This window comes from Vibrio sp. 10N.222.49.C9 (genome assembly GCF_041474985.1).
GTDB classification, from domain to species: domain Bacteria; phylum Pseudomonadota; class Gammaproteobacteria; order Enterobacterales; family Vibrionaceae; genus Vibrio; species Vibrio crassostreae_C.
This window is the reverse complement of sequence record NZ_JBFRVD010000205.1, coordinates 1-337: the sequence shown is the minus strand read 5'-3', so window position 1 is coordinate 337 and position 337 is coordinate 1. Positions and strand designations below refer to the sequence as shown.

Sequence of the window (337 nt, the reverse complement as noted above, 5' to 3'; positions counted from 1 at the left end):
ACGTAGACAGTCCAAACAGCACATCCCCCTTCTGACCTACGGCCTCTACATAGCGAGAAAACACCGCTTCATAGCCGAAGTCATTGCTCACGCAAGAAAGGTGGCTAGGATCAGAAATTGCGATACCAGGGTATCCTGGGCGGTCTTCTCTGTATCGTCCTGTTAACTCTTCAGCAAAGTGCATAGCATCACAATGAGAACCGCCATTACCACAAGACAAAACCTTACCACCAAGCTTAAAAGAATCCGCAATGGTTTTTGCAGCTTTCTCTATCTGAGCAATGTTCTCATCATCCGATAGAAAAGCTTCTAGTACTTTAGCAGCTTCATTTAATTC

General features: G+C 45.1%; 1 protein-coding gene. It reads right to left on the bottom strand.

Annotated elements, in window-relative coordinates:
* On the bottom strand, positions 1-337 hold a 337-nt coding region (locus AB4585_RS22770), incomplete at both ends, for an SIS domain-containing protein (RefSeq protein ID WP_372171077.1).